Annotated in this window: 26 protein-coding genes; 9 read left to right on the forward strand and 17 right to left on the reverse strand. The window is 68.6% G+C overall.

The genetic code is table 11. From position 1 onward, the window contains the following. Positions 1-131 precede the first annotated feature (131 nt). The gene (locus PV679_RS13370; RefSeq protein ID WP_319680395.1) at positions 132-842 is read left to right on the forward strand and encodes a PspA/IM30 family protein; all 711 of its coding nucleotides are present in this window, start codon (positions 132-134) and stop codon (positions 840-842) included. A gap of 272 nt (positions 843-1,114) precedes the next feature. On the opposite strand, the gene PV679_RS13375 is transcribed toward PV679_RS13370, so the two are convergent. The 6 genes from PV679_RS13375 to PV679_RS13400 form a co-directional block, all read right to left on the reverse strand. After that, the gene (locus PV679_RS13375) at positions 1,115-3,673 is read right to left on the reverse strand and encodes a SpoIIE family protein phosphatase (protein WP_319680396.1); all 2,559 of its coding nucleotides are present in this window, start codon (positions 3,671-3,673) and stop codon (positions 1,115-1,117) included. 146 nt (positions 3,674-3,819) lie between these two features. Then, on the reverse strand, positions 3,820-4,269 hold the full coding sequence (locus PV679_RS13380; RefSeq protein WP_319680397.1) for an ATP-binding protein: 450 nt from the start codon (positions 4,267-4,269) through the stop codon (positions 3,820-3,822). Positions 4,270-4,526: 257 nt separating this feature from the next. Beyond that, on the reverse strand, positions 4,527-4,934 hold the full coding sequence (locus PV679_RS13385) for a (deoxy)nucleoside triphosphate pyrophosphohydrolase (RefSeq protein ID WP_319680398.1): 408 nt from the start codon (positions 4,932-4,934) through the stop codon (positions 4,527-4,529). 349 nt (positions 4,935-5,283) lie between these two features. After that, positions 5,284-5,463, reverse strand: coding sequence for an SPOR domain-containing protein (locus PV679_RS13390; protein WP_319680399.1), 180 nt, complete (start codon positions 5,461-5,463; stop codon positions 5,284-5,286). Positions 5,464-5,713: 250 nt separating this feature from the next. Beyond that, positions 5,714-7,486 (reverse strand): hypothetical protein, encoded by a 1,773-nt coding sequence (locus PV679_RS13395; protein ID WP_319680400.1) that lies wholly within the window; start codon positions 7,484-7,486, stop codon positions 5,714-5,716. A gap of 159 nt (positions 7,487-7,645) precedes the next feature. Further along, the gene (locus PV679_RS13400) at positions 7,646-8,398 is read right to left on the reverse strand and encodes a GntR family transcriptional regulator (RefSeq protein WP_319680401.1); all 753 of its coding nucleotides are present in this window, start codon (positions 8,396-8,398) and stop codon (positions 7,646-7,648) included. Between the two features lie 270 nt (positions 8,399-8,668). On the opposite strand from PV679_RS13400, the gene PV679_RS13405 reads away from it, so the two are divergent. Continuing rightward, positions 8,669-9,796 (forward strand): threonine synthase, encoded by a 1,128-nt coding sequence (locus tag PV679_RS13405; RefSeq protein WP_319680402.1) that lies wholly within the window; start codon positions 8,669-8,671, stop codon positions 9,794-9,796. On the opposite strand, the gene PV679_RS13410 is transcribed toward PV679_RS13405, so the two are convergent. From PV679_RS13410 to ychF, 5 genes are all read right to left on the reverse strand, one after another. Then, a complete protein-coding gene (locus tag PV679_RS13410) occupies positions 9,781-10,263 on the reverse strand; it encodes a cupin domain-containing protein (protein WP_319680403.1) in 483 nt (160 codons plus the stop codon). The two genes, PV679_RS13405 and PV679_RS13410, sit on opposite strands and share 16 nt — an antisense overlap. Positions 10,264-10,807: 544 nt before the next feature. Beyond that, the gene (locus tag PV679_RS13415; RefSeq protein ID WP_319680404.1) at positions 10,808-11,722 is read right to left on the reverse strand and encodes a hypothetical protein; all 915 of its coding nucleotides are present in this window, start codon (positions 11,720-11,722) and stop codon (positions 10,808-10,810) included. Between the two features lie 262 nt (positions 11,723-11,984). Further along, positions 11,985-12,239 carry a Txe/YoeB family addiction module toxin gene (locus PV679_RS13420; RefSeq protein ID WP_319680405.1) on the reverse strand — a complete coding sequence of 85 codons (255 nt, stop codon included), beginning with the start codon at positions 12,237-12,239 and terminating at the stop codon, positions 11,985-11,987. Then, a complete protein-coding gene (locus PV679_RS13425; protein ID WP_319680406.1) occupies positions 12,236-12,517 on the reverse strand; it encodes a type II toxin-antitoxin system prevent-host-death family antitoxin in 282 nt (93 codons plus the stop codon). Before PV679_RS13425 ends, PV679_RS13420 begins: the two co-directional genes overlap by 4 nt. A gap of 196 nt (positions 12,518-12,713) precedes the next feature. Further along, complete coding sequence (ychF, locus tag PV679_RS13430; protein WP_319680407.1) at positions 12,714-13,802, reverse strand: redox-regulated ATPase YchF; 1,089 nt, start codon at positions 13,800-13,802, stop codon at positions 12,714-12,716. A gap of 197 nt (positions 13,803-13,999) precedes the next feature. Between ychF and PV679_RS13435 the strand changes: the two genes are divergently transcribed. After that, positions 14,000-14,629 carry a DUF6542 domain-containing protein gene (locus PV679_RS13435; RefSeq protein ID WP_319680408.1) on the forward strand — a complete coding sequence of 210 codons (630 nt, stop codon included), beginning with the start codon at positions 14,000-14,002 and terminating at the stop codon, positions 14,627-14,629. Positions 14,630-14,729: 100 nt separating this feature from the next. Here PV679_RS13435 and ppgK read toward each other — a convergent pair whose 3' ends face one another. Together ppgK and PV679_RS13445 are read right to left on the reverse strand one after the other, a co-directional pair. Next, on the reverse strand, positions 14,730-15,467 hold the full coding sequence (ppgK, locus tag PV679_RS13440) for a polyphosphate--glucose phosphotransferase (RefSeq protein WP_319680409.1): 738 nt from the start codon (positions 15,465-15,467) through the stop codon (positions 14,730-14,732). 147 nt (positions 15,468-15,614) lie between these two features. Continuing rightward, positions 15,615-16,643: a 4-hydroxy-3-methylbut-2-enyl diphosphate reductase gene (locus PV679_RS13445; protein WP_319680410.1), complete on the reverse strand. Its 1,029-nt coding sequence runs from the start codon at positions 16,641-16,643 to the stop codon at positions 15,615-15,617. 117 nt (positions 16,644-16,760) lie between these two features. Here PV679_RS13445 and PV679_RS13450 point away from each other — a divergent pair, with 117 nt between their 5' ends. The 4 genes from PV679_RS13450 (at position 16,761) to PV679_RS13465 (ending at position 20,571) form a co-directional block, all read left to right on the forward strand. After that, the gene (locus tag PV679_RS13450) at positions 16,761-18,167 is read left to right on the forward strand and encodes an APC family permease (protein WP_416069713.1); all 1,407 of its coding nucleotides are present in this window, start codon (positions 16,761-16,763) and stop codon (positions 18,165-18,167) included. A gap of 85 nt (positions 18,168-18,252) precedes the next feature. Next, positions 18,253-19,461, forward strand: coding sequence for an exodeoxyribonuclease VII large subunit (gene xseA, locus PV679_RS13455; RefSeq protein ID WP_319680411.1), 1,209 nt, complete (start codon positions 18,253-18,255; stop codon positions 19,459-19,461). Between the two features lie 63 nt (positions 19,462-19,524). Beyond that, on the forward strand, positions 19,525-19,785 hold the full coding sequence (locus PV679_RS13460; RefSeq protein ID WP_319680412.1) for an exodeoxyribonuclease VII small subunit: 261 nt from the start codon (positions 19,525-19,527) through the stop codon (positions 19,783-19,785). Positions 19,786-19,980: 195 nt separating this feature from the next. Beyond that, on the forward strand, positions 19,981-20,571 hold the full coding sequence (locus PV679_RS13465; RefSeq protein ID WP_319680413.1) for a malonic semialdehyde reductase: 591 nt from the start codon (positions 19,981-19,983) through the stop codon (positions 20,569-20,571). 88 nt (positions 20,572-20,659) lie between these two features. Here the strand turns inward: PV679_RS13465 and PV679_RS13470 are convergent, their stop codons facing one another. Then, on the reverse strand, positions 20,660-21,184 hold the full coding sequence (locus tag PV679_RS13470; RefSeq protein ID WP_319680414.1) for a DUF4245 domain-containing protein: 525 nt from the start codon (positions 21,182-21,184) through the stop codon (positions 20,660-20,662). Positions 21,185-21,307: 123 nt separating this feature from the next. On the opposite strand from PV679_RS13470, the gene glpX reads away from it, so the two are divergent. Beyond that, positions 21,308-22,339, forward strand: a complete 1,032-nt coding sequence (glpX, locus tag PV679_RS13475; RefSeq protein WP_319680415.1) for a class II fructose-bisphosphatase — start codon at positions 21,308-21,310, stop codon at positions 22,337-22,339. 213 nt (positions 22,340-22,552) lie between these two features. Here the strand turns inward: glpX and PV679_RS13480 are convergent, their stop codons facing one another. After that, on the reverse strand, positions 22,553-22,927 hold the full coding sequence (locus PV679_RS13480) for a WhiB family transcriptional regulator (RefSeq protein WP_319680416.1): 375 nt from the start codon (positions 22,925-22,927) through the stop codon (positions 22,553-22,555). 187 nt (positions 22,928-23,114) lie between these two features. Next, on the reverse strand, positions 23,115-23,816 hold the full coding sequence (locus tag PV679_RS13485; RefSeq protein WP_319680417.1) for a DUF1707 domain-containing protein: 702 nt from the start codon (positions 23,814-23,816) through the stop codon (positions 23,115-23,117). Between the two features lie 209 nt (positions 23,817-24,025). Here PV679_RS13485 and PV679_RS13490 point away from each other — a divergent pair, with 209 nt between their 5' ends. After that, on the forward strand, positions 24,026-25,690 hold the full coding sequence (locus tag PV679_RS13490; protein WP_319680418.1) for a fumarate hydratase: 1,665 nt from the start codon (positions 24,026-24,028) through the stop codon (positions 25,688-25,690). Positions 25,691-25,758: 68 nt separating this feature from the next. On the opposite strand, the gene PV679_RS13495 is transcribed toward PV679_RS13490, so the two are convergent. After that, entirely contained in the window at positions 25,759-26,745 is a 987-nt protein-coding gene (locus PV679_RS13495; RefSeq protein ID WP_319680419.1) for a LuxR C-terminal-related transcriptional regulator, read from the reverse strand. Between the last annotated feature and the right edge of the window lie 107 nt (positions 26,746-26,852).

Below are 26,852 nucleotides of genomic sequence, written 5' to 3' on the forward strand. Positions count from 1 at the left end.
GGTTTCGGCGGGGGGTCCGGGAGTCGCGGTGGCGGCGGTCCTGGCAGTTTTGGCGGCGGCAACACGCGCGGCAGGTTGGGCGGCGGCGGCCGTTTCTGACGCGATTCCCTTTCCGCACAAGGAGAAGAGCCATGCGCAGACAGACCATCCTCGGCCGCGTCACACAGCTGGCGAAGGCCAACATCAACGCTCTGCTGGACCAGGCCGAGGATCCCCAGAAGCTTCTCGACCAGTTGATCCGCGACTACACCGACAACATCAGCGAGGCGGAGCAGGCGGTGGCCGGCACCATCGGGAATCTGCGATTGCTGGAGCAGGACCACCTGGAGGATGTGGAGGCGGCCCGGGAGTGGGGCGGCAAGGCGCTCGCGGCGAGCAGGAAGGCGGACGAGCTGCGTTCGGCCGGCCGGAGCGAGGAGGCGGACACCTTCGACAACCTCGCCAAGGTGGCGCTGGGACGGCAGCTCCAGTCCGAGAAGGAGGCGAAGACCGCCGAGCCGGCCATCGCCGCCCAGACCGAGGTCGTGGAGAAGCTCAAGAGCGGCCTGGAGCGGATGAAGTCAAAGCTGACCGAGCTGCGGTCGAAGCGCGACGAGCTGGTGGCCCGCTCCACATCCGCCTATGCGCAGAACCAGATGATGGACGCGGTCAAGAGCGTCGATGTGCTCGATCCGACCAGCGAGATCGGCCGGTTCGAGGACAAGGTGCGACGCGAGGAGGCGCGGGCGATGGGCAAACAGGAGCTCGCCGCCTCGTCGCTCGACGCGCAGTTCGAGCAGTTGGACAGCCTCGGCGACAGCGCGGAGATCGAAGCACGGCTGGCCGCACTGAAGGGCGCCTGACCAGCGGAGCAGGGACGCCGGAAGCGGTCCTGCCGGCGCCTCGAAGAGCTCTGCCTCCGCGCCCGGCGCCGTGCGAGCCGCCCAGGCGGCACAACCGGTACGGCCCACTCGATCGCGGTCGGCGCGGACAGCCCGGAGGACTCAGCCGCCAACGGCGGCTTGGCCGTATTCGCCGGCCTGGCTCCGGCGGTCTCGTCGTCGCTCCTACGGGCGCGACCGTCGCGGGCGGTCTCCTCGTCGCTCTCGGGCCCGGCGGCCCGGTCGGCGTTTCGTCAGAACATGCTCAGCAGTTGTTCGACGCTGGGTTCCGCTGTCGGGCCGCCGTCGGGCAGGGCGAGTTCGAACCAGACCGTCTTGCCTCGCGGTGTCCGGCGCGAGCCCCATGCCGCGCTCAGCAGACCGACCAGTTGCAGTCCCCGGCCGCCCTCGTCGGTGTCGCGGGCCCGCCGCCGCCTCGGCTGTACGAGGCCCGCGTCCCACACCTCACAGACGAGCGTGCGGTCGCGCAGCAGCCGGAGCCTGATCTCGCCCTCGCCGTAGCGCATGGCGTTGGTGACCAGTTCGCTGACCAGCAGTTCGACCGTATCCACCAGCGGTTCGAGGTCCCAGGCGAGCAACTGGGCGCGGGCGAGCTCCCGGGCCCGGCCCACGGAGCGCGGCTCGCGCGGCAGCCGCCAGTCACCGACGGCGTCGGTCGGCAGTCCCTGGATACGCGCCATCAGGAGCGCGATGTCGTCCTCGCCGTGCCGAGTGTCAAGGGTGCTCAGCACATGGTCACAGACGTCTTCCAGCGGCCGTCCGGAATTCGCGAGGGCGGCGCGGAAGGCGGTCAGGCCTTCGTCGAGCGGATGGTCACGGGATTCGACAAGGCCGTCCGTGTAGAGAGCGAGCAGCGCGCCCTCCGTCACTTCGACCTCCACCTGCTCGAATGGTTCACCGCCCACACCCAGCGGCATTCCCGGCGGCACATCGAGCAGCAGCGCCTCCTCGCCGGGTTCGACAAGCACCGGCGGGAGATGGCCGGCGTTGGCGAATGTGCAGCGCCGGGTGACCGGGTCATAGACGGCATAGACACAGGTGGCGAGATAGACCTCGGAGAGGTCCGCGTCCCGCGACTTGTGGGCGACCCGCGACGCCTGCTGGGCGCCGATGGGAGAGCCGAGGCCGCGTGCGATCTCGTCGAGCGCGGAGAGTACCTCGGCGGGCTCCAGGTCGAGCAGAGCCAGGGTGCGCACGGCCGTACGCAACTCGCCCATGGCTACGGCGGCTCGCAGGCCGCGCCCCATGACGTCGCCCACGACCAGCGCGGTCCGGTGTCCGGGCAGTTCGATGACGTCGAACCAGTCGCCGCCCACCTCGGTGGCCGTGTTGCCCGGCAGATAGCGGCAGGCGATGTCCAGCCCGGCGGCCTCCGGGTCGCCGGGCGGGAGCAGACTGCGCTGCAGAATCAGCGCGCGTTCATGCTCCCTCCGGTAGAGGCGGGCGTTGTCGATACAGACGGCGGCGCGCGCGGCGAGTTCGGCGGCGAGTGTCCGGTCCCGTTCGCCGAAGGGTTCGCTGCCCTTCGCCCGGGAGAACTGCACGAGCCCGATGACGGTGTCGTGGGCGACCATGGGAACGGCGAGCGTGGACTGGACGAGGCTGCCGGCCCCGCCGGGTATGGACTGCACGCGGCCTGTGCGCAGCGCGCTCGCGCCGCGCGAGCTGAAGGGGAAGCGGTGTACCGCACCGACCTCGGGTGGGACGTATCCGCTGTCGCTCAGACCGTCGGGACCGGTCAGCGGGGCGTCGGAGACTGCGCTGGCGAAGGCGACCCGGCGCAGCCGGGCGCTGCCGCCGCCGGATTCGGTCCCGGAGGAGCCCCAGCGTCCCGGCGGCGCCTCCTCTCCGGTGAGCAGGCTCTGGTAGAGATCGACGGCCGCGAGATCGCAGAAACCGGGGACGGCGACGTCGAGCAGCTCGCGGGCGGTGGTCTCCAGGTCCAGGGAGTTCCCGATACGCGCGCTCGCCTCGTTGAGGAGGGCGAGGTTACGGCGGGCGCTGGCGGCCTCGCGGGCGGCGATATGACGACGTGTGACATCGGTGCCGACTCCGGCGACGCCGATGGGGCGGCCGGAACCGCTGTGCACGCGATACAGGTCGACGGACCAGTGCCGGCGTTCCTTGCCGCCGGGCCGGGTGCCGACGATCTGGAGGTCGGTGACGGGCTCTCCGGTCTCCAGGACACGCTTGAGCGAGGCGGTCATGCGCTCGGCCTCGGGGCGGGAGAGATAGTCGTGGACCGTCCGGCCGCGATGGTCGTTGGCCTCGCCGCCGAAGACCGCGGCGAAGCGCTGGTTGGCGCGCTGCACCTTGAGGTCCACGCCGAACAACAGGAAGCCGAAGGGAGATTGGCCGAAAATCGCCTGCGAGGATGCGATGTCGGATTCGATCCGGCGGAGCGCGCGGACGTCGACGACGATACAGAGAGCGCCCCGTTCGCCGCTCTCCGTCTCGCTCGGCATCACATAGACCTCGGCGAGCCCGTGCTCTCCGCGCCCCCGGTCCAGCCGGAACGGGACCAGGCCGGTCCATTCCTTGCCGTCAAGTATCTCGCTGACCTTGCGGTGGCCCCGCGAGCGCAGGTCGGCGGGCATGAATACCTCGACCGGGTCCTTGCCCCTGACCTCGTGCGGGCCGATGTGGAACAGCTCGGTGGCCCGTTGGCTCCACTGGTCGACCAGCCCGTCCGGGCCGATCGAGAAAGAAGCGACTCTGATGTAGTCATAAATCGAGCCGGGCGGACTGCTCTGCCATACGACGTCGCCCGCCGTCCCAGATATTTCGCTCACGCGACCGTCCCCTCCAGCTCACGCACCGGACCGGCCATGTCCGCAGTATTCAGCACTACGGCCCCAGGCGACACGGCGTTCACGATCACAGCACGGTCTCGTTCTATTTGAGCCGAGTCCAGCGTGATCGTTGTCCCTTCACACTTCTAACCAGGGAGGGGCAGCTCGAACCACACGGTCTTACCCGTCTTCCCTCGTCGCGTGCCCCAGCGACGGGCGGAACAGGCCACGAGGTGCAGCCCTCGCCCACCCTCGTCGTCGGGGCCCGCGGGACGCTCGGTCGGAACATCCGGAAGTGGATCGGAGACTTCGACCAACAGCGCGGCGGGCTGTGCGTCGCCGGAGTCGTCGGGATTGCCCGAACTGGGAGCGAGGGCGTGGACAGCCATCCGTACACCGATCGGTCCCGCCGCATAGCGGAGGGAATTTGTCACCAGCTCACTGACCAGCAGCACGGCCATGTCTCGAACGGCGGGAGGCGCGCCCCAGGCGCTGAGTGTGTCGTAAACGGCATGGCGTGCGTCGCGCACGGCATCGAGTTCGGCAGGCAAGCTCCACTCGGCGCATGCGCCCTCTGTGCCGATCAAGCCGATCACTTCCCAAGACCGTCGGCTGAACCAGGTCCTTTTTAGGGGGTCAATCTGGACATACCCGATATATGGCGCAGCTACCGCCGCGGCGATGGCACGCCGACACGGAGGGAGTACGCGGGATACGGGGCCGGGTGCGTCCGGCGGGCCGCCGCATCTGGAGCCCGTGCGCCGGCACCGGGTGCGCCACGGCGCTGGTGGGTCAGGGCGCTGGTGGGTCACGGCCCTGGTGGGTCACGGCCGCGACCGGCAAGGGCGCCGGCTCAGGGGCTCCGCAGGGCGCCGCGGAGACGGCGGGCGGCCTCGGCCACGGCAGGCCGGTCCTGGTCGAGCCAGTTCACCGTGTGCGTCTCGTCCGGACCGAGCCAGCGGAGTTCGTCGTGGTCCTCAAGAGGCCGGGGCTCACCGGAAAGCAGCCGGGCAGTCCACACCTGGAGCACATAGCCGGGCTTCAGCGGCCACTCACCGGGGATCCGTTCCATCGGCCGCGCTTCCACACCGAGTTCTTCCCGCAGCTCGCGCACCAGAGCCTGCTCGGGCTCCTCTCCGGGCTCCACCTTGCCGCCGGGCAGCTCCCAGCGGCCGGCCAGCTCGGGAGGCGCACTACGGCGGGCGGCCAGCAGCCTCCCCCGGTCGTACACAGCGCCCGCCACCACTACACGATCACCCATGCGCCGCAGCGTAACGCGGGAGCCCGGGCGCCAGGGATGCCACCGCCCCGGAGCGCACCGCCCGCGCGGGCCGGGCATGGCCCGGAGCGCACCGCCGACGCCGGTCTCGCCGGACAGCGCCTTGGCCCTGTCCGGCCCACGAAGACCCGCCGGACGTCGCCTTGGTCGTGCTTTAAGAGCCCCGGCCGGCTCACGACGCCTGGCACGCGCACTCGCCGCGTTGTCGGAACCGTCCGCGTACGCCCGGGTCCACATACGTCCGGTAAGAGCACGATCCGCCCTGCGATCGCACGCACCAGACTCCGTGAGTCCGGCCCTGCGGGCGGACGACGCCACTCCTCGCGACGTCCTAGCGTGCGGCCTGGCCGACGCGCTCGACCCAGTAGAGCTGCTGATGGCCACGGCCGTCGAGGCTGTCAGCGATCTTCTGCGCCTCGTCCTGAGTGGCATACCTGCCGACCCGGTAGCGGTTGCCGTTGTCGTCCTGCCGTATCACCAGCCATGGGAGCAGGGCAGCAGCGTCGTTCATCGTGCCCCTCCCGCCGTCGGCCCGCATCTCTCTGAATCTCCCCAGGAAACCGCAATCCGCATATGCCCGAGCCTACGCCTGACCTTCACGCAGCGGATACGAGTTTTCACAAAGAGATACCGATCCGGCCAACAAAACACCGAAAGCCGGTGGGCACGCACCGGCGTGCGCGCCCCTTGTGGTCCCCACGTCCGCCGGCTTGAGCCTACGCCGGACCGACGTCCGCCGTCCCGGAGTTCCGTCGGACCGTTCAGTCCGTACGCGCCACCAGGTCCGCTCCCGCCGTCATGTCCGTAGGCGTCGCGTGGGCCACACGTACCGTCGGCAGCGGCATCAGTACGGGTCCGGCCACCGTGTCCTTCCTGCACACATCGCCGCACTCGGAGTCGAGCGAGCAGCAGAGAGAGCAGATCGGTCCCGAGTGGACCGGACAGTCCGCGATGTCCGGCAGTTCGTACGCCGTCTCGCACACCGCGCAGATATGGGTGGCGGTGATGTCCTCGACCTGGACATGCGGGCCGTTGACCGGATTCGGCCGGGCCAGGTAGTACTTCCCCTTTGTCGCCCAGGCGATCAACGGGCAGAGGACCAGGGCGAGTCCGGCCGCGATGAAGGTCGAGAAGGCTTCCGGGTACTCACCGAACAGCCCGAAGAAGGCCAGGATCGAAACGGTGGAGGCGATCACCATCGCGCCGAAGCCGGCCGGGTTCACCGCGTACAGATAAGCCCGTTTGAACTCGATGTACTTGGGGCTCAGTCCGATCCTCTTGTTGATGACCAGGTCGGCGGCGACGGCCGTGATCCAGGCGATGCCCACGTTCGAGTAGAAGCCCAGCAGCTTGTTGAGAGCCGCGAACATGTTCATCTCCATCAGCGTCAGAGCGATGGCGAGGTTGAGGAAGATGTACCAGACCCTTCCCGGATGCCTGTGCGTGATGCGGGAGAAGAAGTTCGACCAGGACAGCGAGCCGCTGTAGGCGTTGGTGACGTTGATCTTGATCTGGGAGACGATGACGAAGACCGCGGCCGCGGGCAGGGCGAACGAGCCGAGCCAGGGCTTGAGCGCCTCGATCTGCGGAGCGATCGGCTCCAGGGCATGCGTCTTGCCCACGGCCTCCAGCGCAACGAAGGCGAGGAACGCGCCACCCAGTTGCTTGGCCGCGCCGATGATGACCCAACCGGGTCCCGCGGCGAGGACGGCGACGTTCCAGCGGCGCTTGTTCTGCTCGGTCTTGGCGGGCATGAAGCGCAGATAGTCGGCCTGTTCACCGATCTGGGCGATGAGCGAGAGCGCGACACCCGTCCCCAGACCGAAGCCGATCCAGGAGAAACCGGAACCGGCCCCTTCCGTACCGCCGAAGGAACCGAAGGCGCCCCACGCGTCCGGCGCGTTGAATGCGAGCACCACGAACGGCAGCACCATGCCGATGATCCAGACCGGCTGGGTCCATGCCTGCACCTTCGCCAGCGCGCCCATTCCGCGGAACACGATCGGAATGACGATCAGGGTCGTCAGCAAGTAGCCGATCTCGACCGGGAGTCCGACGGCCTGATGCATGGCCTGCGCCATGATCGAACCTTCGAGCGCGAAGAAGATGAAGGTGAAGGAGGCGTAGATGAGCGAGGTCAGCGTCGAACCGAAGTAACCGAAACCCGCGCCACGGGTGACGAGATCCATGTCCAGGCCGTACGTGGCGCAGGCGCGCGCGATCGGGATCCCGGTCAGGAAGATGATCGCCGCCGCCGTGAGGATGGAGGCGAATCCACTGCTGAAACCGTAGGTGAAGACGATCGAGGCACCGATCGCGAAGTCGGCCAGATAGGCGATACCGCCGAGCGCGGTGCCCGCGACCATCGAGGGCGACCAGCGGCGGAAGGAGTGCGGGGCATAGCGGAGCGAGTAGTCCTCGCGGCTCTCGTCGGCGGCGAGCTTCGCGTAGCTGCGCCTCGGCAGGCCCAGTTCGGTGGCGCCGGCGGCGGGTGTCGCGCCGGATATCGCGGTTGATGCCTCGGTGTCCGTCATCGGTAACTTCCGTTCGTGTCGGCGGTATACCGGTACAAACGGGAAGGTAGGAGGTGGACATGACAAACCACATCAGCGGGTGATTGCCCCGCCGTTACGGCGACAGGCCAGGAGTTAACTCGCCGTCACGACGGCCGGACGAGAGCGTCCGGCCAGCGGTCACTTGACGGAAAGGTGGTAAGAGACGCGGTACCGGTCGGCGGGCACAACCACATCCGCCGTCTCCACGGCCCGCCCCGACGCGTAATACGTCCGCTCCAGGACCATCACCACATGGCCCGGTACGCCGCCGAGCGCCATGAGCTCCTCCGCCAGCCCCGGGCGCGCGCCGACCTCCTCCAGAACGTTGTCCACGACGATGTCGATGGCCGCCATCCGCTCGACCACTCCACAGCCTCCGAGTGGCCCTTCCTCGGGCAGCATCACCGGCGTGCGCCCGGTGACCGCGAGCGGCTCCCAGGAGGTGGAGAGCATCATGGGCTCGCCTCCGTCCCGGAACACATAGCGTGTACGCATCACCCGGTCGCCGGGCTCGATACCCAGCCGGGCAGCGATCTCCGGCCCCGCCTCGGCCTGCTCACTGCGGGACTCCCAGGTGCCCCGCGCACCTTCCTCCGTCTGCTCCTGGCGGAACGGGCTGGAGCCGGACGGCGGCCGGTAGCCGGAGCGCGCGATCCGGCGCGGGACCGGACGCTCCCGCACATACGTGCCTGATCCGGAGCGGCCCTCCACCAGCCCTTCGGCCATCAGGACCTTGCGTGCCTCCAGCGCGACCGTGTCGGAGACGCCGTACTCCTCGCGAATCCGGGCCTGCGAGGGCAGTCGGGTGTGCGGCGGCAGAGCGCCATTGGCGATCTTCTCTCGTAGATCGCTCGCAACGCGCAGATAAGCGGGCTGCTCACCGAAAGCCACTGGCCACTCCCATCAGGTTGACAGACAGCAACAGCCTGACGACCGTCGGTTGTTGACCGCAAGCATGGGCCAGAGTCTCACTCGAAGTGATGATCGGGGTTTGTCCAGGGCTCTGCCGTTCGGGTGGGCAAGGAAGTCGGCACGGAGCAGCACGAGACATCCGTCCATCTCTCCGCGCCCGGCCCGACCTGTCCGCTTCTCCCGGCGCGGCGCCGCCAACCACCGAGATCACTCCACCCGGCGCCGCGCGGAACTGCCATGCTGGCCGCCATGACGATGTACCGCTGCCCGGCCGACGGCACCCGCTCCTCCGTCGAGTCGCTCGCCTGGTGCTGTCCCGTCTGCCGCGGGCCCTGGGATCTCGACTTCGACGCCTCGCCCGTACCGCTCGGATCCCTTCCCCTGCGGGTCAATTCACTGTGGCGGTACGAGGAGGCGCTGCCGCTCTCCGCGCCGCTCACGACACTCGGCGAGGGCCGTACGCCGCTTGTCCCGCTGACGCCGTCCGTCTCCGCCAAGCTCGATTTCCTGATGCCGACGCTCTCCTTCAAGGACCGCGGCGCGGTGCTCCTGGCGGAGCTGGCGCGGCGGCTCGGGCCCGAGCGGGTGATCGCCGACAGCAGCGGCAACGCCGGGACGGCCGTCGCGGCATATTGCGCGCGGGCCGGCCTGCCCTGCACGGTCTATGTTCCCGAGGCCACCTCGCTCAAGAAGACCGAGCAGATCCAGGCCCATGGCGCACGCCTCGAACGTGTCGCGGGCAACCGTGAGGCCACGGCTCTGGCCGCCCGCGCGGCCGCCGACGAACCGGGCACGTTCTACGCCAGCCATGTTTACAACCCGTATTTCCTGCACGGTACGAAGACCTATGTCTACGAGCTGTGGGAGGACCTCGGAGGCCGTCTGCCGGAGGCCGTCGTCGTCCCGGTCGGCAATGGCACCCTGCTGCTGGGCGCGGCGATGGCGATCGCCGAGCTGCGTGGACACGGGCTCATCGGTGAAAGCCCCGCTCTGATCGTCGTCCAGGCCGAGGCGGTCTCACCGCTGGCGGCGGCTTTCCGCGCGGGCGCCGACGAATTGCTCACCGGGGCCGCTTCCGCCCCGGCGCCCACCGTCGCCGAGGGCATCGCCATCCGGAACCCGCCGCGCACCCGTCAGATTCTGCGTGCCGTCAGGGAGTCCGGCGGCACCTTCCTCACCGTGACGGAGGATCAGCTACGCGCCGCCCAGCTCGATCTGGCCGCGCGCGGACTCTTCGTCGAGCCGACCGGCGTCGCCTGCTGGGCGGCGGTGGACGGCTGGACCGCCCGTAGCACGGTCGTACCTCTCTGCGGCGCCGGTGCAAAGACAGGACTGGCCCCGGCCGGCGGCCCTCTCGCGCCTCAGTCCGTCCAGTAGGTGTCGTGCCTGATGAAGAAGGCGGACCGTTCCTCCTCAGTCATCCGTGCCACCGTCGAGATCTTCTCGAAGTACTCCTCGCGGGGCGCGCCTGGCGCGAACAGGATCAACACCGACGCGGGCTCGTCGGAGTCGTTGCGGAAGCCATGCAGCCCACCCGGTGGCACATAGAGGAAGTCGCCCTTCTCCGCGTCGGTCCAGCCCGCGCCGTCATACAGCCGGACGGTCCCGTCGAGCACGAAGAAGGACTCCGAGATCGTCTTGTGGAAGTGCGGCCCGGGCCCGCCGCCCCGCGGGACCATGTCCATCCGGTAGAGCCCGAACTCGCCGCGCGTCGACGCCGATGTGGCCACGAAATGGGTCCGGGCGCCGGAGGGCGACCGCACATCGGCCGGTGTGTCCGCGGGCCGGAACACCACATTGATCTCGCCGCTGTCCCCCGTATAACGAGCTTCCGGATACGACATCGCCCGCCCCCAACTTCCGTCCTGGTCCCATACTCGTGCACCCGCGCCGGATCACGGCGCGCCGGTTCAAATCTCCGTGCGCATCAGTACGATCAAGCGGCCCGACCGGCAGCGAGGAGGACCGGCGTGTACGGGATTTCACGACGTTCCGTGCCGGTGACGGTCACGCAGCGCTGGCGTACGCCTGATGGATGATCCAGCACCGATCCAGCACGGAAAAACGCAGGGGCCCGACTGCGAACAGCCAGACCCCTTCCGACCTGCATATTTGCCGGGGTTCCGCTACACGTTGAAGCGGAACATGTAGTACAGGGCTGCGACCTGCGGAAACAGGCTTCGAGAGGGTCGCATCCAGCACCGATCCAGCACGGTAGCTGTTCATCCAACACATCCAGCACCCGCGACCGCGATGCGAGGTCCTCCCACCGCCACCCGATCGAGGACATCACCAGGGAGACGTAGGCGCGCGGTGCGCGAGTACAGCCGCCTTGCGAAGGGAAGCGCAGACGCAACCGCGGAAGATCCATGGCGCCGGGCGCTACGCTCAGTCGAGCTTCTCGAACGACGGCCTCGGCGCGATGATGGGCGTACGCTTTTCATTGATATGGAGCCACGTAGGCGCTTCCACCGACATGAGCTTTCGGTCGACAGTAATCAGATTCTGCTGTGCCGCTTCGTTCAGGGCATCAAGTATGTCGACTACCTTCACCTTCCCGTACTTCTCCAGTTGCGCCTGGATCTTCTGCGCCTTCGCACTCGGCTTGTAGTAATAGGGCGCACGATCGTGCCTGCCAACCGTCAGAACCGCTTCAGCAACCGCCTCATACGCATCGTTGAACAAGCCCATAAAGCCGTCCGGGTCCGGTAGAGCGATCAGGTGGAGACTCTTCCACCTCTGATATCCTGCCGGAAGGTCTACGGCTTGGGGAACAATCGCCACTCGGAGCCCGTTACCATCTTCGAGTTGATGCCAATTACTCTTGATGGTGGCGGCAGCAAATCGCGCCTTCTCCGTACTACTCAGGAAGAGGTCGGTCTTCCATACCTTCTTGATCCGTTCTCGAAGCTGAGGCTCGGCGGCAACACCACCAGCAGCAATCGGCACCCAGGATCCGAATGCGAATGGCCTGCCTGATCCGTCAGGCAACAACACGGCATCACCACTCGCGTTGTTGACAACTGCCTCAGTGAATCCGAGATGGCGTGCACGTTCGTGCCCGAACATCAGAGACGTCGGTCTGCCCAAATCGGCAAATGCCCTAGGGCTTACCTTTCTGAGTGCTTCGCCGACCAGATCGACAACGCGTTGTTCGCCGCCGACAATCGCCTCGTGAACAGCCCACTCAAACCCATCTCCGCGCAATCCCTTGTCGCGATGGAGACGAGCAAGCTTAGCAAGCTGCCGAAACGTGACGTCCACCCGATCGCAATTGAGGTCTTCTAGATCCGCTTGCGACAACTCATCAAAATGAGCCCTCAGAATTGATCGCGATACCGCATAAAGAGCACGACCCTACTCATCGACCGGTTCAGCCTGACTCAGAAAGATGACATCAGCCATTCGAAAATCCCCCTATTTCCTCGAACCGTAGATCGGACCGGCACTCGGCCGGGGTGAAGCGGAACGCCGGACGCAGAGATTCCACTAACGGAAACGGAGGTTCCGACGAGGTCATCTCAGCCCAGGAGGGGCATCCCAGCCCACGCCGACAACTCAGCGATCAGTAGTGGTATCTGGCGGCGAGGACGACGATCTCCTTGTCCGTCACCAGGTAGACGAGGCGGTGCTCGTCGTCGATCCGTCGCGACCAAGCCCCCGCCAAGTGGTACTTCAGCGGTTCAGGCTTGCCGATTCCCGAGAAGGGATCACGCCTGACGTCCTCGATGAGCTTGTTGATCCGAGCAAGCATCTTGCGGTCGCTCTTGAGCCAGGACGTGTAGTCCTCCCAGCCCTGGTCCTCGAAGACGAGCCTCACGCGGCACCCGCACCAGCGTCCGACGGGCCTGGATCGATCAGCTCTCGTTCCGACACGTTGACGTGGGACAGGGCGTTCTCGTACGCCTTGAGCAGACGGCGGGCGTTCGCCGGCGAGCGCAGCAGGTACGAGCCCTCGCGCAGCGCCGCATAGTCATCAGCCGAGACAAGCACGGCGTTGCCGTGCTTGGAGACGATCTCGATGACCTCGTGGTTCTCGTTGACCTTCTTGATCAGCGGAAACAGTTCCTTGCGGGCTTCACTCGCAGTTATAGACATGCCCTGACCCTTCCATCAAGTGGTACCTAATAACGTACCACTCTTGATGCCGTCCAGGGAGAGGAAACGACTGACGGACGATTAGCCGCCCCAGCACCGATCCAGCACGGGAAAAGGCTTGGGACCCACTCCAGAGAAGTGGGCCCCTTCTGACCTGTATGTTTGCCAGATCAGCCATGTGGTGCTATATCACCCGCTACACGTTGAACCGGAACTCCACCACATCGCCGTCCTGCATCACATACTCCTTGCCCTCCATACGAGCCTTGCCCGCCGAGCGGGCGTCGGCCACCGAGCCGGTCTCGACCAGATCGGCGAAGGAGATGACCTCGGCCTTGATGAAGCCCTTCTGGAAGTCGGTGTGGATCACACCGGCCGCCTCGGGAGCGGTGGCGCCCTTCTTGATCGTCCAGGCGCGGGATTCCTTCGGGCCGGCCGTGAGGTAGGTCTGGAGGCCCAGCGTGCGGAAGCCGACATGGGCGAGGGTGGCCAGGCCCGGTTCCTGCTGGCCGACCGACTGGAGCAGTTCCAGAGCCTCCTCGTCGTCCAGCTCGGCGAGGTCCGACTCCAGCTTCGCGTTGAGGAAGATCGCCTCGGCGGGTGCGACCAGCGCCCGCTGCTCGTCCTTGAAGGTGTCGTCCGTCAGCTCCTCCTCGTCGACGTTGAAGACGTAGAGGAAGGGCTTGGTCGTGAGCAGATGCAGGTCGTGCAGCGGCTCTGCCTTCTCGGTGCCCTGGACGACACCTGCGGAGAAGAGGGTCTCACCGGTCTCCAGAATGGCCTGGGCCTCTTCGATGGCCTTGACCTTCGGCAGCACGTCCTTCTTGATGCGCGACTCCCTCTGGAGGCGCGGAAGGACCTTCTCGATCGTCTGGAGGTCGGCGAGGATCAGCTCGGTGTTGATCGTCTCGATGTCGTCCTTCGGCGAGACCTTGCCGTCGACATGGACGACGTTCTCGTCCTTGAAGGCACGGATGACCTGGCAGATCGCGTCGGACTCACGGATGTTCGCCAGGAACTTGTTGCCCAGGCCCTCACCCTCCGAGGCGCCGCGCACGATGCCGGCGATATCCACGAAGTCGACCGTGGCCGGCAGGATCCGCTGGGAGCCGAAGACCTCCGCGAGCTTGTGCAGGCGCGGGTCCGGCACGCCGACCACGCCGACATTGGGCTCGATGGTGGCGAACGGGTAGTTGGCCGCCAGCACGTCGTTCTTGGTCAGGGCGTTGAACAGGGTCGACTTGCCGACATTCGGCAGGCCGACGATTCCGATCGTGAGCGACACGTTGGCGACTTCCTGGAGTGAGGACTGGCAGATGGCCGGTGCGGCCCGATCCCCCAGTTTACGGGCGGTCCGCGGCGGCCGGCGACGGGTCCCGGGCGGCGCGCGGCCTGCCCTGCGGCCTCGAACTCAACGCCAAGGTCACCCAAAGGGCGTGTCCAACCCCTGAATCCTGCCCCTCCGCCACCTACGTTGTTCGGGTGGAGCAGCACAGGACACGTCAGCCCCAGCGCCGGCAGCGGCCGCGGCCCCCTCTCGCGCGGCAGGACGCCGTCGCCGAGAGCGTCGGTGTCTACCGGGTCCAGGCGGCGCCGCGGCGAGTGCCGCCGGTGGTGGTCCGGCTGCGCAGGCTGCCCAATCCCCGGTTCACCGGCCTCGGCGCGGGCCTGTTCGCCGTCTCGGCGATGCTGGTCGTCGCCTTTCTCGACGAGCTGCTCCTGGACGGCGCGCCCCTGGCGTACGGCCTGCTGTTTCTGCCGGTCAGCGCGCTGACCGCGCTCTGGGTACGGACCGCCGACCTGGTGACGGCCCCGATCAGCGTGCCGATCGCCTTCGCGGTCGGCACGATTCCGATCACCGGCGGAAGCGGATTCGTCGGGCACACCATGGCGCTCGTCACGGCGCTCGCGGTGCACGCGGGCTGGCTGTACGGCGGCACGCTCGTCGCCGGGCTCATCGCGTCCGTACGGAAGGTGCGGCAGATGAGCCGGCGGCTGCGGGCCCCGAACACCGCCACCACCTTCACCACCGCCACCACCAGGACCGGCGCGGCCGCCGCCCGGCCACCCGCGCCCAGAAGCGCCGCACCCAGGGCCGTGCGGCGCGGCTGAACCACGCGCCGCCGACGGCCCGGCGGACGGCTCGGCCCCGGAACGCGCGACGCGCGGTGACGGCCCGCGTGTCGTCGTACGGACCGTCACCGCGCCGGAGTCATCTCCCGGCCGCCGCCATCGCGGCGCCCACGATCCCCGCGTTGTTCTGCAGCTCGGCCGGCACGACGTCGGCCTTGATCCCCTCGATCAGCGGCAGGAACTTGTCGGCCTTTCGGCTCACTCCGCCGCCGATGATGAACAGCTCGGGCGAGAACAGCATCTCCACATGGGCCAGATACTTCTGGACGCGGTGCGCCCAGTGGTGCCAGCTCAGATCCTCGTCTTCCTTGACCTTCGTCGAGGCGTGCTTCTCCGCGTCGTGGCCGTGCAGCTCCAGATGGCCCAGCTCGGTGTTGGGCACCAGCTTGCCGTCGATGAACAGCGCGCTGCCGATACCCGTACCGAAGGTCAGCAGAAACACGGTGCCCTTACGGCCGCGTCCCGCGCCGAAGGCCATCTCGGCCACGCCCGCCGCGTCGGCGTCATTGAGGACGGTGGCACGGAGATTCAGCCGGTCGCCGAGCACCTGCCCCGCGTCCACATCGATCCATGCCTTGTCGACATTGGCGGCGGTACGGATCACCGAACCCGTGACCACACCGGGAAAGGTGATGCCGACCGGGCCCGACCAGCCGAAGTGCCGCACAACCTCGACCACACCGTCGGCGACGCTCTCCGGCGTCGCGGGATGCGGGGTCAGTACTTTATGTCGCGGTTCAACCAGGTCGCCGCGCTCCAGGTCCACGGGCGCACCCTTGATTCCCGAGCCGCCGATGTCCACTCCGAAGACGTTCATGGACACAACGTTACGGGCAGACTTCGGCCGCGACTTCCGGGACGGCCCAATTCCGGGCCAGGACGCCCGCATTGGCGGCGCGGCCGCCCGCTCCGGCGCGCACGTCCCGCGCCGGAGCGGTGGGCCGGACGGGAACCGGCCGGGCCGTCACTTCCCGGCGAGTGCGGCCGCCTCCGCGCGCAGATCGCGGCGCAGTTCCTTGGGCAGCGAGAACGTGATCGACTCCTCGGCCGCCTTGACGATCTCGACGTCCTCGAAGCCACGCCCCGAGAGCCACTCCAGCACGCCTTCGACCAGGATCTCCGGGACGGACGCGCCGGAGGTCACACCGACCGTGGAGACGCCGTCGAGCCATGCCTCGTCGATCTCGTCGGCGCCGTCGACGAGATGGGCGTCGCCCGCGCCCGCACCGAGGGCGACCTCGACCAGCCGTACCGAATTGGAGGAGTTCTTGGAGCCGACGACGATCACCAGATCCGCGTCGGAGCCCATCTGCTTGACCGCGATCTGGCGGTTCTGCGTGGCGTAGCAGATGTCGTCGCTCGGCGGCGAGATGAGCTGCGGGAACTTCTCCTTGAGCTTGTCGACCGTCTCCATCGTCTCGTCGACGGAGAGCGTGGTCTGCGAGAGCCAGACGACCTTGGAGTCGTCGCGGACCTCGACGTTCGCGACATCGTCCGGGCCGTCGACCAGCGTGATGTGGTCCGGCGCCTCGCCCGAGGTGCCGATGACCTCCTCATGGCCCTCGTGGCCGATCAGCAGGATGTCGTAGTCCTCGTTGGCGAAGCGGACGGCTTCCTTGTGGACCTTGGTCACCAGCGGGCAGGTCGCGTCGATGGTGGCGAGCCTGCGGCCGGCCGCCTCGTCGTGGACGACCGGCGCGACGCCGTGCGCGGAGAACATGACGATCGATCCCTCGGGGACCTCCGCCGTCTCCTCGACGAAGATCGCGCCTTTCCGCTCCAGGGTCTGCACGACGTACTTGTTGTGGACGATCTCGTGGCGGACATAGATCGGCGCCCCGTACTGCTCCAGGGCTTTCTCGACGGCGATCACGGCGCGGTCCACACCCGCGCAGTAACCACGGGGAGCGGCGAGCAGGACGCGTTTGCCGGCGTGGCGCACGGCGTCTCCGCTGGAGGCCGCGGCGGGCGACGGGCTGGGCGTAGCAGTCATGCGCCCCATCGTAAGGCCGCCCGGAAGAGGTGGAAGTCCGCCCGGCACTGGCCGTGGACGGGCCGCTGTCCGACACTGGCCCCGGACGGACACGGGGCCGACCGACGAAGGGACGGTATGACCGACACCGGCGCCGGGAGCGGCATGGACGGACGGTCGGCGGGCGGGCCCGCGGCCGGCGACGGCGGGCTGCGGCGGACGCTGGGCTTCCGTGACCTCGTCGTATACGGACTGCTCTTCATCGCGCCCATGGCTCCGGTCGGTGTCTTCGGCGCGCTCGACGCCACGTCGCACGGGTCGGTGGCGCTGGTCTATGTGGTGGCGACGGTCGCGATGGCGTTCACCGCGTTCAGTTACGCGCAGATGGTGCGAGTGGCCCCGCAGGCCGGTTCCGTGTTCGGTTACGCGCGCAAGGGGCTCGGCGAGGGCCCCGGATTCATCGCCGGCTGGATGGCGATGCTCAACTATCTGCTCATCCCGGCCGTCGCCTATCTCTTCGCCGGGATCGCGATGCAGGCGCTCGTGCCCTCCGTCGACCGGTGGATCTGGACCGCCGTAGCCGTGGTGGTCACGACGCTGCTCAATCTGTGGGGTGCCCGGGCCGCGGCCCGGGTCGGCTTCGCGGTGCTGGCGATGGAGATCGTGGTGCTGCTGGTGTTCGTGGTGTCCGCCGTGGTGGTGCTCGTGAGGAACGGAGCCGAGCGGGGCTGGGCCACGCCGTTCACCGGCGACGCGGGCTTCTCACTGACGGCGGTGCTGGGCGCCGTGTCCATCGCGGTCCTGTCGTATCTGGGTTTCGACGCGATCGCCTCGTTCGTGGAGGAGGTGCGTGGCGCGAGACGTACGGACGGTTCGCGGCTGGTGGCGCGGGCCGTGCTCTTCTGTCTGGTGCTCGCGGGCGTGCTGTTCATCGCGCAGACGTATCTGGTGGCGCTGCTGGAGCCGGTGGGCTCGGCGCGGCTGGCCGCCGATCCGGCCGGCCAGGGGACGGCGTTCTACGACGCGGTGGATGCCTCGGTCGGAGCCTGGCTGCATGATCTGGTGGCGGCGAGCAAGGCGATCGGCGCGGCGTTCGCGGCGCTGGCCGGGCAGGCGGCCGCGGGCCGGCTGCTCTTCGCGATGGGCCGGGAGCGCAGGCTGCCACGGACGCTGTCGAGGACCGACTCGGGTGTACCCCGAGTGGCGCTGCTGGGGGCCGCGGTGGTGACGCTGGTGGCCGCGGTGTGGGCGGCCCGGCGCGACAACGGCCTGGACGAGCTGGTCTCGGTGGTGGACGTCGGAGCGCTGACGGCGTTCGTCCTGCTGCACGCGTCGGTGGTGGGATGGTTCGCGGTACGGCGGATGGAGGGGCCACCGCGCTGGTTCGCACAGGTGGTGCTGCCGACGGCCGGCGCGGCGATCCTGGTCGCGGTGATCGTGGAGGCCGCGGCCCCGGCGCAGGTGGTGGGTGCGGTCTGGCTGGCCGTGGGACTGCTGGTGCTGATCGCGCAGCGGAGACGCGGCGGGCGTACGGCTCCGGAGTGAGTGATGGTCTCCGCCGGGTCGTGGCCACGGCCCGGCGGCGGGACATTCTCCGAGTGATGTCACAGCCGGCGGATACGCTCCCGGTATGGCTCTCAACACTTCGGCGGACGCCCCGCTGCCCGTCGGTGAGGTGTCGCGGCTCATCGGCGGATGGATCGACCGGCTCGGTGCCGTCTGGGTGGAGGGACAGATCACCCAGCTCTCGCGGCGGCCGGGCGCGGGAGTCGTCTTTCTGACGCTCAGAGATCCCTCGTACGACATCTCGGTGGGCGTCACCTGCTTCCGGCAGGTCTTCGACGCGATCGCCGACGTGGTCTCCGAGGGCGCGCGCGTGGTGGTGCGGGCCAAGCCGGAGTGGTACGCGCCGCGCGGCCAGCTCTCGCTGCGGGCCACGGAGATACGGCCGGTCGGGACCGGCGAACTGCTCGTGCGGCTGGAGCGGTTGCGGCAGTCCCTCGGCGCGGAGGGACTGTTCGCGGCCGACCGCAAGAAGCCGCTGCCCTTTCTGCCGCAGCTCATCGGACTGGTGTGCGGTCGGGCGTCGGCGGCCGAGCGCGATGTGCTGGAGAACGCGCGGCGGCGGTGGCCCGCGGTGCGCTTCGAGGTACGCAACACGGCGGTGCAGGGAGTCAACGCGGTGGCCCAGGTCGTCCAGGCGGTGAAGGAGCTGGACGGGCTGCCGGAGGTGGACGTGATCATCGTGGCGCGCGGCGGCGGCAGCGTGGAGGATCTGCTGCCGTTCTCCGACGAGCAGCTCGTCAGAGCGGTGGCCGCCTGCCGCACTCCGGTCGTCTCCGCGATCGGGCATGAGCCGGACTCTCCGCTGCTTGATCTCGTGGCGGATGTGCGGGCCTCGACACCGACCGACGCGGCGAAGAAGACCGTGCCGGACGTCGGCGAGGAGCTGGACCGCGTCCAGGCGCTCCGGGACCGGGCGCTGCGGACGGTGCGCGGGCTGCTCGACCGCGAGGAGCGCGGTCTCGCCCATGCTCTGGCCCGGCCCGTGATGGAGCGGCCGCACCGGATGGTGGAGGAGCGCGAGGCCGAGGTGGACGCGCTGGCCGACCGGGGCCGGCGGGTGCTGCGGCATCTGCTGGACCGCGCGGACTCGGAGCTGTCGCACACCTGGGCGCGGGTGGTGTCGCTGTCTCCCGCGGCGACGCTGGAGCGCGGCTACGCGGTGCTCCAGCGCCCGGACGGCACGGTCGTACGGTCGCCGGAGGACATCACGGCGGCCGAGGAGCTGCGGGCCCGGGTGGCACGCGGCGAGTTCACGGTGCGGGTCGCGGAGTGAGCCCGCACCGCCGCGCAGTCGTTGTCGGATCGCGCGCACAGGCGCGTACCTAAGGTGGATCACATGGCCAGGACGGACAACGGGACATCGGCGGCTACGGCCGCGGACACCCTCGGCTACGAGCAGGCGCGGGACGAGCTGATCGAGGTGGTACGCCGGCTGGAGGCGGGCGGCGCCTCGCTGGAGGACTCCCTGGCGCTGTGGGAGCGGGGCGAGGAGCTGGCGAAGGTCTGCCGCCGCTGGCTGGAAGGCGCCCGGGCGCGGCTGGACGCGTCACTGATCGACGACGCCAACGACACCGATACCGCCGATACCGCCGACTGACCCGGGCCGCGTCCATGGACCCGGCCCGGAGCGGAAGGCGGGAAACGAATAACCTTGATCCCTGCCCAGCGGGCCGTGCGGGACACCTGTGAATCGGATCACGCGAACCGCGATTTTTGTTGAAACTTAATATATCTAACCCGTACCGTATGAGGTGATCGTTCCACCCGCCGCATGTTCGGAAGGTACCTCCAGATGTCCCTCGTTCTTGACCCCGCCGCCCAGGACCTCCTCTTCCGAGAAGCCCGCACCGCCAACACGTTCACCGACGAGCCGGTGACCGAGGAGCAGGTGCAGGCGATCTACGACCTGGTCAAGTACGGCCCCACCTCCATGAACCAGTCGCCGCTGCGGGTCGTCCTGGTCCGCTCCGCGGAGGCCCGCGAGCGCCTGGTCCAGCACATGGCCGAGGGCAACCAGCCCAAGACCGCCAGCGCGCCCCTGGTCGCGATCCTGGCCGCGGACAACGACTTCCACGAGGAGCTCCCGCAGCTCTTCCCGCACTTCCCGCAGGCCAAGGACCTGTTCTTCGGTGACCGTACGGTCCGCGAGGGCAGCGCGGCGCTGAACGGCGCCCTCCAGGCCGCGTACTTCATCGTGGGCATACGCGCCGCCGGTCTCGCCGCGGGCCCGATGACCGGCTTCGACGCCGCCGGCATCCAGAAGGAGTTCCTGGACGCCGACCACACCCCGCTGATGGTCGTCAACATCGGCAAGCCCGGCGAGGAAGCCTGGTTCCCCCGCTCCCCGCGCCTCTCCTACGACGAGGTCATCACCACCGTCTGAGCCTCCGGGCCCGAACGCGCGAAGGCCGCCGTCCCTGCCGGGACGGCGGCCTTCATCCTTGCGTCTCAGGACCGCGCGGCGCGTGTTCTCACGATGTGCCGGACTCCAGCGCGGCCGCCATCTCGGCCAGTCGGCCGTAGGACGCGGTCCCGGTGACGACCGTCGTCGCGCCCGCGTCGGTACGGACCAGCGCGTCGTACTTCGGCCCCTCCCAGCGCTGCCAGGTCTCGCCCGCCACCTGCTGGGTCCTGCCGGTGTCCTCCGCCCGCCGGCTGACCTCCGGCACATACTTCTCCGCGGCCGCCGTCGACTGTTCGACCGCGACATATTCGCCGTCCGGGTCCAGATAGCCCAGGTGCCACGCGTTCTCGCTCTGCCGCTCGTAGGAGACCGACGTCGGCTTCCACTTCTCCGGCAGACCCGTCGGAGCCAGCACCGGATACGGCGCGGCCCGGCGCGCCGTCACCAGCTCGACCCGGTAGTCGACCGCCTTGACCGGATCGGCCTTCTCGTCATGCGGAATGAACACATAGATCCCGGCGACGACGACCCCGATGACCGCCATCGACAGGACCAGGTCCCGCACCGTCTGTCTGCCTCGCTGAGCTGCCACCCCACCATGGTCGCATCAAGGGCCCGCGCTCATACGTGGGCCCCTCTGCTCAAACTGTCGAGGTGCGGATACAGTCGTATCACCCTCTTATCCGGCCGTCGTCGTACAGAAAGGTGCGCTCCGATGACCGAGCATCAACTGCCGCCCCCACTGGAGGTGCCTCCCGAGGCACCCGACCGCAACCTCGCCCTGGAGCTGGTCCGGGTCACCGAGGCCGCCGCCATGGCGGCCGGCCGGTGGGTCGGGCGCGGCGACAAGAACGGCGCGGACGGCGCCGCGGTGAACGCCATGCGGACGCTTGTCTCCACCGTGTCGATGAACGGCGTGGTCGTCATCGGCGAAGGCGAGAAGGACGAGGCCCCGATGCTGTTCAACGGCGAGCGGATCGGCGACGGCACCGGCGCCGAGGTCGACATCGCCGTGGATCCCATCGACGGCACCACGCTCAACGCCAAGGGCATGCCCAACGCCATCGCCGTCCTCGCCGCCGCCGACCGGGGCACCATGTTCGACCCGTCCGCGGTCTTCTACATGGACAAGCTGGTCACCGGGGCCGAGGCCGCCGACTTCGTCGACATCAACGCGCCCGTCTCGGTCAATATCCGCCGGGTCGCCAAAGCCAAGCGGATGCTTCCGGACGACGTCACGGTGGTCATCCTCGACCGACCACGCCACGACGGCGTGGTCAAGGAGATCCGGGAGACCGGCGCCCGGATCAAGTTCATCTCCGACGGCGACGTGGCCGGTTCGATCATGGCCGCGCGCGAAGGCACCGGTGTCGATCTGCTGATGGGCATCGGCGGCACGCCCGAGGGCATCATCTCGGCGTGCGCGATCAAGTGCCTCGGCGGTGTCATCCAGGGCAAGCTCTGGCCCAAGGACGACGCGGAACGGCAGCGCGCGATCGACGCCGGGCACGACCTGGACCGCGTCCTGTCCACCGATGACCTGGTCAGCGGCGACAACGTGTTCTTCGTCGCCACCGGCATCACGGACGGCGAGCTGCTGCGCGGAGTGCGCTACCGCTCGGAGACCGCGACGACATCGTCCCTGGTGATGCGCTCCAAGTCGGGCACGATCCGGCAGATCGACTCGACCCACCGGCTGTCCAAGCTCCGGGCGTACAGCACGATCGACTTCGACCGCGCGAAGTAAGAGCTGTCCCGTCATCCCAGGCGGGCGCGCGACGACAGCCACGGCATCTCGTCGCCGCTCGGCACGGCCACGGCGCCGCCTCCACCTGGTGAGGCGGAGGGCCCTTACGGAAGGGGCGTCCCTGTTGTGCGGCGGGGACGCCCCTTCCGTATGCCCGGATACCTGACCGTATGCCTGGATGTCTGAGGCCGGGCGCCTGGGCGCCGAGGCGTGTCAGCCCGCGGCGGCGATCCGGTCGCCCGCCGAGGCGGCCTTCCGCAGCTCCACCTCGCGCCTGCGGCGACGGGCCAGGACGACGCGGCGCTCGGCCGCGGTCAGCCCGCCCCAGACGCCGTACGGCTCGGGCTGGAGCAGCGCGTGTTCCCGGCAGTCGACCATCACCGGACAGCGAGCGCAGACCCGCTTCGCGGCCTCCTCGCGCGCCAGCCTCGCGGCCGTCGGCTCTTTCGACGGGGCGAAGAACAATCCGGCCTCGTCACGGCGGCACACCGCCTCCGAATGCCAGGGGCCGGCCTGATCCTCCCGAGCGGGACTCCGCTGCGGGGGCACGGCGGCGACCTGCAGGGGCTGATGCGGCAGTTGCAGCACGGTCTACTCCTGACGACGGCTTCGCGAGCGAGAGACGATGCAGCACTCCCTACCCGCTGTGCGCGCGCCTATGCACTGCGTGGCACTCAGTTCCGGAGTTCGGAACGCAGTACGGAATTACGGACGCGCAATCACCGACGGACGGTTTTGGCCGAAAACAGCCATACAGGTCGAGGCCGCCCGGACCTTAACCGAGGTGCTTGCGCAAACGGTCGTGGAGATCCGCGATGCGCTTTCCGCGCTTCGGCTTGGCCTCGACATTGCCGAACACCGAGAAACCATTCACGACGACGACCGGCGCTTCACCGTCGGGCGCTTCCAGCGTGACGACTTCGAAGTTCCCGAAGACACCGGCGCCGTTGCCGCGCAGCGAGATGTTCTCGGGCACCCGGACCTCGACATTGCCGAAAATGGACGTCGCGTTGATCACGGATGTCCGCTGTCCGAAGAGCGCCTCCGTGAGATCGATCTCGACATTTCCGAAGAGCGCGAAGGCATTGGTCCTGCCGCCGACGCGCCAACGGCCCTTGCGGGTCGAACTGCTGAAGACCGCGACGAGGTTCTCGGCGGCGGTCGCCGGACCCTCGGGGCCGTATCCGTATCCCCGTGACGACGCCGCCGACGCCGCCGGCGAGGCGGCAGCGGCACCGACGGGGCGCGCGCCGTCACCGGCGGCCGGCAAGTCCCGCACCAGCGGCTCCAGTTCACCGACCGTCTTGGCCCGATAGACGGAGTCGATCCGCTCGGCATGCTCCTCGGCGTCCAGGCGGCCCTCCGCCAGGGCCTCCCGGAGGATGTCCGCGATCCGGTCACGGTCGGCGTCGGAGGCCCGGATGCCCGCGGGCTCCGCCGACACGACCGGCTTCTGAGGGTGCTTTTCGAGGTCCACGGCCCCAGGGTAGCGAAACGCGATAGATCGCGACTAGGCCCTGTCCGGCCGGTCTTCACCGGCCCGGCCGAGCCGTACCTCACACCGGCGCCGCCGGACCGCGGCCGGCGCTCCGTGCGCCCGGAGCCGCGTATCGGACAGGGCCTACGCTGGGTGGCGCGCTGCCAATGGAGGCCGTGCCGCCGTCTGTCGAGTGAGGAATGGCCGTAATGCCAGAGTTTGCGTACTCCGATCTGCTGCCCCTGGGAGAGGACACCACGCCCTATCGCCTGGTGACCGCCGAAGGTGTCTCCACCTTCGAGGCCGACGGCCGTACGTTCCTCCAGGTCGAGCCGGAGGCGCTGCGCACGCTCGCCGCCGAGGCGATGCACGACATCTCGCACTATCTGCGCCCGGCCCATCTCGCCCAGCTCAGGCGGATCGTCGACGATCCCGAGGCGTCCTCGAACGACAAGTTCGTGGCGCTCGACCTGCTGAAGAACGCCAATATCGCGGCCGCCGGAGTCCTCCCCATGTGCCAGGACACCGGCACGGCGATCGTGATGGGCAAGCGCGGTCAGAACGTGCTGACGCGCGGCGGCGACGAGGAAGCCCTCTCGCACGGCATCTACGACGCGTACACCAAGCTCAATCTGCGCTACTCGCAGATGGCGCCTCTCACCATGTGGGAGGAGAAGAACACCGGCTCGAACCTGCCCGCGCAGATCGAGCTGTACGCGACCGACGGCGGCGCGTACAAGTTCCTCTTCATGGCGAAGGGCGGCGGCTCGGCCAACAAGTCCTTCCTCTACCAGGAGACCAAGGCGGTCCTCAATGAGACCTCCATGATGAAGTTCCTGGAGGAGAAGATCCGTTCACTCGGTACGGCGGCCTGCCCGCCGTACCACCTGGCGATCGTCGTGGGCGGTACGTCCGCCGAGTTCGCGCTGAAGACCGCGAAGTACGCCTCCGCGCACTACCTGGACGAGCTGCCGGCCGAGGGCTCCGCCACCGGTCACGGCTTCCGTGACAAGGAGCTTGAGGAGAAGGTCTTCGAGCTGACGCAGAAGATCGGTATCGGAGCGCAGTTCGGCGGCAAGTACTTCTGCCACGACGTGCGCGTGGTGCGGCTGCCGCGCCACGGCGCCTCGCTGCCGGTCGCCATCGCCGTCTCCTGCTCCGCCGACCGCCAGGCCGTCGCGAAGATCACCGCGGAGGGCGTCTTCCTGGAGCAGTTGGAGACCGACCCGGCGCGCTTCCTCCCGGACACCACCGACGAGCACCTGGACGAAGGCACCGTGGTGCGTGTCGACCTCAGCCGGCCGATGGACGAGGTCCTCGCCGAGCTGACGAAGTACCCGGTCAAGACCCGGCTCTCGCTGACCGGACCGCTGGTCGTGGCCCGGGACATCGCCCACGCCAAGATCAAGGAACGCCTTGACGCGGGCGAGGAGATGCCGCAGTACCTGAAGGACCACCCGGTCTACTACGCGGGCCCGGCCAAGACTCCGGAGGGCTACGCCTCCGGTTCGTTCGGCCCGACGACGGCGGGCCGGATGGACTCGTACGTGGAGCAGTTCCAGGCGGCCGGCGGCTCCAGGGTGATGCTCGCCAAGGGCAACCGCTCGAAGCAGGTCACCGACGCCTGCGGCACGCACGGCGGCTTCTATCTCGGCTCGATCGGCGGCCCGGCCGCCCGGCTCGCCCAGGACTGCATCAAGAAGGTCGAGGTCGTCGAGTACGAGGAGCTGGGCATGGAGGCGGTCTGGAAGATCGAGGTGGAGGACTTCCCCGCGTTCATCGTCGTGGACGACAAGGGCAACGACTTCTTCACCGAGCCGGCGCCCGCACCGACGTTCACCAGCATCCCGGTGCGCGGTCCCGGTCTGGCCTGACCGCACCGCCCTGTCCCCGCACGGCCCGTGGCCGCTCCGGTCTCCGCCGGGACGGCCACGGCCCGTGCTCAGGGATCGAGCAGCCCCGAGGTGGCGAGCAGATAGCCGAGCTGCGCGCGGCTGTTGCTGCCCAGTTGTGCCGAGACCCTGCGCATGTGCTCGGCGACACTGCGCCGGCTCATACCGACCCGGCGGGCGATCGACGCGTCCGTCTCGCCGTTGACCACCGCCAGCAGGATGGTCCGCTGGAGATCGGACGTGATGACGGGGCTGCGTGTCGGCGCCTCGTCCGGGCTGACCGGCACCGACCGGGCCCAGGCGTTGTCGAAGTTCTTGACCAGGAAGCGGACCAGGGCCGGATGCTGGACCCGCAGGGCCGTGTTCGGCTCCTCCGAGAACGGGATGAACGCGACGTCCCGGTCGCAGATGATCAACCGGTCGACGACCTCGGCGAGCGTCCTGATCTCCGCACCGGCCGCGACGACCTGCTCGATGTAGGAGAGCGTCGCCGGATGGGTGCGGACGGTGTGCTGATAGATCGTCCGCTGCCGTACGCCGCGCTGCAGCGTCCGCAGATCGCGGGGCAGGGCCTCGCCGAGGACATGGGAGGGACGCCCGCCGCCCGGCTGTGCGGTGCGCAGCTCCTCGTGGCAGCTTCCCACCGCCGCGTCGAGCGCCCTGCTGATGGCGGCGTGGCCGGTGAGCCGGGTGAGCGCGGGCTGTTCCTGCCGGTGCACATCGGCGTACAGGGTCTCGAAGACCGAGAGCGCGGCGCGCGCGGAGCGGAGATTCCTGCGCTGTCGCGCGAGCGCCTCCTCAATGGGACCGAGCGCGGCGAACGAGGCCGTCTCGGGCGAAATAGGGATCATAAATCCCGGCGAGTCCCGGTCCTCCACGACGAGATGCAGAGAGCGCAGACAGCCGGGCACCTCGTCCTGCGGAAGGTCTCCTTCCACGAGCGCGCGCCGGTACGCCGCCAGGGCCGCGTCACACGGCCGGTCCGGCGACGATTCGCGGCAATCACATGCCCGTGTGCTGGAATGATCGTCCTTCACAAGTATGCAGATTACATTTGTACTGACGAGGCGACATCGGTGATCGCGGTGACTCGACGAGTATGTGCCCGTGACGCTCGGCATCGACCACACAAACAACACGGCCC

This window comes from Streptomyces sp. AK02-01A, assembly GCF_033795305.1.
Taxonomy (GTDB): domain Bacteria; phylum Actinomycetota; class Actinomycetes; order Streptomycetales; family Streptomycetaceae; genus Streptomyces.

Excerpts from the sequence above, each read along its gene's own strand:
- PV679_RS13425 (WP_319680406.1), bottom strand. The coding sequence starts at position 12,517 with ATGTCTATAACTGCGAGTGAAGCCCGCAAGGAACTGTTTCCGCTGATC.
- PV679_RS13405 (WP_319680402.1), top strand. The coding sequence starts at position 8,669 with ATGACGATGTACCGCTGCCCGGCCGACGGCACCCGCTCCTCCGTCGAG.
- ppgK (WP_319680409.1), bottom strand. The coding sequence starts at position 15,467 with ATGAACGTCTTCGGAGTGGACATCGGCGGCTCGGGAATCAAGGGTGCG.
- PV679_RS13445 (WP_319680410.1), bottom strand. The coding sequence starts at position 16,643 with ATGACTGCTACGCCCAGCCCGTCGCCCGCCGCGGCCTCCAGCGGAGAC.
- PV679_RS13460 (WP_319680412.1), top strand. The coding sequence starts at position 19,525 with ATGGCCAGGACGGACAACGGGACATCGGCGGCTACGGCCGCGGACACC.
- PV679_RS13490 (WP_319680418.1), top strand. The coding sequence starts at position 24,026 with ATGCCAGAGTTTGCGTACTCCGATCTGCTGCCCCTGGGAGAGGACACC.
- glpX (WP_319680415.1), top strand. The coding sequence starts at position 21,308 with ATGACCGAGCATCAACTGCCGCCCCCACTGGAGGTGCCTCCCGAGGCA.
- xseA (WP_319680411.1), top strand. The coding sequence starts at position 18,253 with ATGGCTCTCAACACTTCGGCGGACGCCCCGCTGCCCGTCGGTGAGGTG.
- PV679_RS13450 (WP_416069713.1), top strand. The coding sequence starts at position 16,761 with ATGACCGACACCGGCGCCGGGAGCGGCATGGACGGACGGTCGGCGGGC.
- PV679_RS13465 (WP_319680413.1), top strand. The coding sequence starts at position 19,981 with ATGTCCCTCGTTCTTGACCCCGCCGCCCAGGACCTCCTCTTCCGAGAA.
- PV679_RS13395 (WP_319680400.1), bottom strand. The coding sequence starts at position 7,486 with ATGACGGACACCGAGGCATCAACCGCGATATCCGGCGCGACACCCGCC.
- PV679_RS13370 (WP_319680395.1), top strand. The coding sequence starts at position 132 with ATGCGCAGACAGACCATCCTCGGCCGCGTCACACAGCTGGCGAAGGCC.
- PV679_RS13390 (WP_319680399.1), bottom strand. The coding sequence starts at position 5,463 with ATGAACGACGCTGCTGCCCTGCTCCCATGGCTGGTGATACGGCAGGAC.
- PV679_RS13410 (WP_319680403.1), bottom strand. The coding sequence starts at position 10,263 with ATGTCGTATCCGGAAGCTCGTTATACGGGGGACAGCGGCGAGATCAAT.
- PV679_RS13385 (WP_319680398.1), bottom strand. The coding sequence starts at position 4,934 with ATGGGTGATCGTGTAGTGGTGGCGGGCGCTGTGTACGACCGGGGGAGG.